Origin of the sequence: Streptomyces sp. NPDC058877 (assembly GCF_042742855.1) — a bacterium.
GTDB lineage: Bacteria > Actinomycetota > Actinomycetes > Streptomycetales > Streptomycetaceae > Streptomyces.
The window spans coordinates 1-4,480 of the sequence record NZ_JBHYMF010000323.1 but is presented as its reverse complement, the minus strand read 5'-3'; the positions used below and the strand labels follow the sequence as shown (position 1 = coordinate 4,480).

Annotated in this window: 4 protein-coding genes; all 4 read left to right on the top strand. The window is 72.3% G+C overall.

Annotation, left to right across the window (positions count from 1 at the left end; translation table 11 throughout):
- Positions 1-149: 149 nt before the first annotated feature.
- Complete coding sequence (locus ACFW2Y_RS34860) at positions 150-935, top strand: thioesterase II family protein (RefSeq protein WP_384887481.1); 786 nt, start codon at positions 150-152, stop codon at positions 933-935.
- 47 nt (positions 936-982) lie between these two features.
- Positions 983-2,017, top strand: coding sequence for a TauD/TfdA family dioxygenase (locus ACFW2Y_RS34855; protein ID WP_384887478.1), 1,035 nt, complete (start codon positions 983-985; stop codon positions 2,015-2,017).
- 8 nt (positions 2,018-2,025) lie between these two features.
- Complete coding sequence (locus tag ACFW2Y_RS34850) at positions 2,026-3,879, top strand: amino acid adenylation domain-containing protein (protein WP_384887475.1); 1,854 nt, start codon at positions 2,026-2,028, stop codon at positions 3,877-3,879.
- Positions 3,880-3,992: 113 nt separating this feature from the next.
- A partial coding sequence (locus tag ACFW2Y_RS34845) for a condensation domain-containing protein (protein WP_384887473.1) occupies positions 3,993-4,480 on the top strand: 488 nt, incomplete at its 3' end.

Below are 4,480 nucleotides of genomic sequence, written 5' to 3'. Positions count from 1 at the left end.
GGGGTGCCCCTCCGCCCTGCGGCGCACCGCCTCCCACGCCCCGCGCCGATCCACCGCGGATCACGGGACGGCCCCTGAGACCGCGAGGCCCCTGGAACCACGAGCAAGACGACCACCAAGACCGCAAACACGACAGAACGGATCGACTGATGACCACCTTCCCGACCCCTGCCGCCGAGGACGTCGTCTGGGACCTTCCCGGTGACCTCCCGCACCGCCTGTCGTTGCTCGTGCTGCCGCACGCCGGAGGCAATGCACACGCCTACAGCGTCTGGCGCGAGCACCTGCCGGCCGACGTCCGGCTGCTCATCGGTCAGTACCCGGGCCGGGGCGCCCGCTTCAGCGAGGATCTGCCCGAGTCCGTCGACGACCTGGCGCTGCCGGTGGTCGACGCCCTCCCCGCGGACACCGGCGCCCTGGTGGTGCTCGGACACAGCATGGGTTCCCTGGTCGCCTTCGAGGTGACCCGCACCCTGCAGGCCACCGGTCGCACCCCGCGGGGACTGATCGCGTCCGCTTGCCGGGCGCCCGTGCTGCCCAATCAGTGCCCGGTCCATCCGGAGCGGCTCGACGACGACCAGCTGGTTGCCGCGATCAAGGAGCGCGGTGGCACCGACGACGGCATCCTCGACGACGAGGAACTGCGGGAGATCGTTCTGCCGTCGATCCGCGCCGACTTCGCCATCGACGACGCCTATCGGTGCACCGCTCCCGACGTACGGCTCGACTGCCCGGTCGCGGTGTTCGGTGGCGACGTCGATCCGATCGTTCCCGTCGACATGCTCGACGGATGGTCCCTGGTGGCCGGACAGCAGATCGTGCCCGAGGTCCTGACCGGCGACCACTTCTACTTCCAGCAGGACCTGCCCGGCTTCTTCGCCCGGCTGAACCCGGTCCTGGAGGCGCTGAACGCTTCCGTCCCCAGCAACGCCTGATCTTCCGTCAGCAGACGACTCCTTCGAGGGAACACGAGGAACCCATCATGACCACGTACGCCCAGCACCCGGCCACCACGGGTGTCGCCGCCGTCCGGGAGCCCGGCAAGCCGGCCCTCATCCGCACCCCGGCCTTCGACTCCATGGTGGAGGCCGCTGCCTGGCTGACCGCCCAACTCCCCGCCATCCAGGCCGAGCTGCACCGTCACGGTGCGGTCATGCTGCGGGGGCTGCCGGTGACGGACGCGGCGACCTTCGCCGAGGCCCGCGACGCGCTGATCGCCCAGCGTGCCGGATACAAGGAGAAGGCCACCCCCCGTACCGACTTCGGCGAAGGGGTGTTCTCCTCCACGGACCTGCCCGCCGCCCAACCGATCCGTCTGCACAACGAGAACAGTTACACCCTCGACTTCCCCGGGGTGCTGCTCTTCGGCTGCGTCACCGCTCCCGAGACCGGCGGTGCGACCACCGTCGGAGACATGCGCGAGGCCCTCGCGATGCTGCCGCGGGAACTGGTCGCCCGGTTCGCCGAGGCGGGCTGGCTGCTGGTCCGCAACTACTCCGACCTGGCGGGCATGCCCTGGCGCAAGGCGTTCTCCTCCGACGAGCCCGCGGGGGCGGAGGAGTACTGCGACGCCCATGCGATCGGCTACGAGTGGCTCGACGAGGACACGCTGCGCACCCGGCAGCGTCGTTCCGCGGTCATCACCCACCCGGTGACGGGCGAGCAGTCCTGGTTCAACCACTTCGCCTTCTGGAACGCCCGCAGCCTCGACGAGGACGTCCGCGAGGTCCTCACCGACACGTTCGGCGCGGACGGACTGCCGTTCGACACCCGGCTGGGCGACGGCACCGCCCTCACCGACGCCGAGGTGGACGCGATCAACGAGGCGTACCAGGCGGTCACGCTCCGGGAGAGCTGGCAGGCCGGTGACCTGATGCTCGTCGACAACATCCTCTGCGCACACGGTCGGGAGTCGTACACCGGGGACCGGAAGATCCTCGTCGCCATGGGCGAGCCGGTGCGGCTCTCCGACTGCTCCCCGACCTCCGCCCCCTCGACCACCCTGTACGGAAGGTGAGCCCCGCCATGACCGCCGTTCTCCCCGAGCGCTCCGCCAGCCCGGCCGTCGCCGTCGCCGAGGCCCCCGTGCGCGGCACCGGTGCCGTTGACCTGTTGGCCCGACTCGCCACCGCCCCCGGCGACCGGACCGCCGTCATCGCCGGTGACCACCGGCTCACCTTCGACGAACTGCGTGCCGAGGCCGCCACGATCGCCGTCCGGTTCGCTGCCCTCGGCATCGGTCCGGAGAGCGTCGTCGCCCTCTGCCTGCCGCGAGGCGCCGCCCTGGTCACGGCGATCATCGGCACCCTCACCGCGGGTGCCGCCTACCTGCCGGTCGATCCGGCGCTGCCCGCCGACCGCCGTCGCTACCTCGTCGAGGACTCCGGAGCCGACCTCGTGGTCCTGGACGGTACCACCGGCTCTCCGGCTCCCGGCGCCCGCGTGGTGACGGTCGCCGAGCTGACGGGCGCTCCGAACGGCGCCCCGGCCCCGTACGAGCCCGTTCCGGTCGGTGCGGACACGCTGGCCTACGTCATCTACACCTCCGGTTCCACCGGTCGGCCCAAGGGCGTCGAGATCGGACGCGCCTCCGCCTCCCTCCTCCTCGCGGAGCTGGAATCGGAAGGTGCCGCCGGCGGCGAGGGACGGCGGGTCGGCTGGAACGCCTCCCCGTCGTTCGACGCCTCCGTGCAACAGTGGATACGGCTCTGCCGGGGCGACACCCTCGTCATGATCGACGAGGAGACGCGCCGTGACCCGGCCCTGCTCGCCGCCTTCGTCGACGAGAAGTCCCTCACCGACCTGGACATCACCCCTTCGCACGCCGAACCGCTGCTCGACCTGCTGACGGCGGACGGCGGCCCCCGTCCGCTGACCCTGCTGGTCGGGGGCGAGGCGATCAGTCCGGCGCTGTGGGACCGCTTCGCCGCCGCTCACCAGGCCGGTCTGCTGCGCGCGCTGAACGTGTACGGCCCGACCGAGTGCACGGTGGACTCCACCGCCGCCTGGATCGACGGACCGGGGGAGCCGCACATCGGCGCCGTCCTGCCCGGACTGGAGATGCGCCTGCTCGACGAGAAGCTCGCACCGGTCGGACCGGGGGAGGCCGGTGAGCTGTACCTCGCCGGTCCGCGCGTGGGGCGGGGCTACCGTCGCCGCCCCGGTCTGACGGCAGAGCGTTTCGTCGCAGACCTCGCCGGGGCCGCTGCCACTCCCGGCGGGCGCATGTACCGCACCGGTGACCGATGCCGGCTCCGTCCCGACGGCAGCCTGGTCTACCTCGGCCGCGCCGACGGCCAGATCAAGCTGCGCGGACACCGCATCGAGCTTCCGGAGATCGAGGCCGCCCTCACCCGGGTGCCCGGCGTCGCCGAGGCCGCCGTGATCCTCGGCGAGGACGCCGGCGGCACCGCCTGCCTGATCGCCTATCACCGGGGCGGGGAGGCCACCACCCTGCGTGCGGCCCTGTCGGACGCCCTGCCCTCCTACATGGTGCCGAGCGCGTTCGTCGCGGTGGACCGCTTCGCGACCACGCCCAGCGGCAAGCTCGACCGGTCCGCGCTGCCCACCCGCCCGGAGAACCCGACGGAGACCGGGCCGGAGGAAACCCGTGCCGAGGGCCTCGACGACGACGGCCTGGACGGCCGGGCGGAGGAGTTGATCGCCCGCGTCTGGACGCAGGTGCTCGGCGCCGCGTCGATCGGCCCGGACGACAACTTCTTCAAGCTCGGCGGCCACTCCCTGCTCGCCATCAAGCTGGTTTCCCGGGTGCGGGCCGAACTCTCCGTGGCACTGCCGGTCAAGGCCGTGTACGCCCACCCGCGGCTGCGCGACCTGGCCGCCCACATCGAGGAGCTGCTGGCCGCACGGGATGTCTGACCGCGGTCCGCGCCCGCATCCCGTCCCGTGCCGACACCGCGGTCCGCGCCCGCACCGCGGCCCCTGCCACCGGCTCACCCGCCCGCCCCCGCCATCCACGAGGAGCAGCAACCGTGATCCCCCTGTCCTACGCCCAGCGCCGACTGTGGTTCCTCAACCGGCTCGAGGGCTCCTCCTCGGCCTACAACGCGCCCGTCGTGCTCCGGCTGGGATCGACGCCCGACACGGCCGTCCTCAAGGCGGCGGTGCGGGACCTGGTGGAGCGTCACGAGGTGCTCCGGACCGTGTACCCGGCCAGGGACGAGGAGCCGTACCAGGAGATCCTCGACGAGCCCGAGGTGCGCGTCGAGGCGGAGGAGTGCAGCGCTGACGACGCACCGGCCCGGGCGACGGCCTTCGCCCGGCTCCCCGTGGACGTCACCCACGAACTCCCCCTCCGTGTCGGCCTGTTCCATGAGTCCGGCGGGCCGGCCGTGCTGGTGCTCCTGGTGCACCACATCGCCACGGACGGCTGGTCGGTGGGCCGTCTGCTCGCCGACCTCGACGTCGCCTATCGGGCCCGTGCCGAGGGTCGCGCGCCCGATTGGGAGCCGCTGCCCGT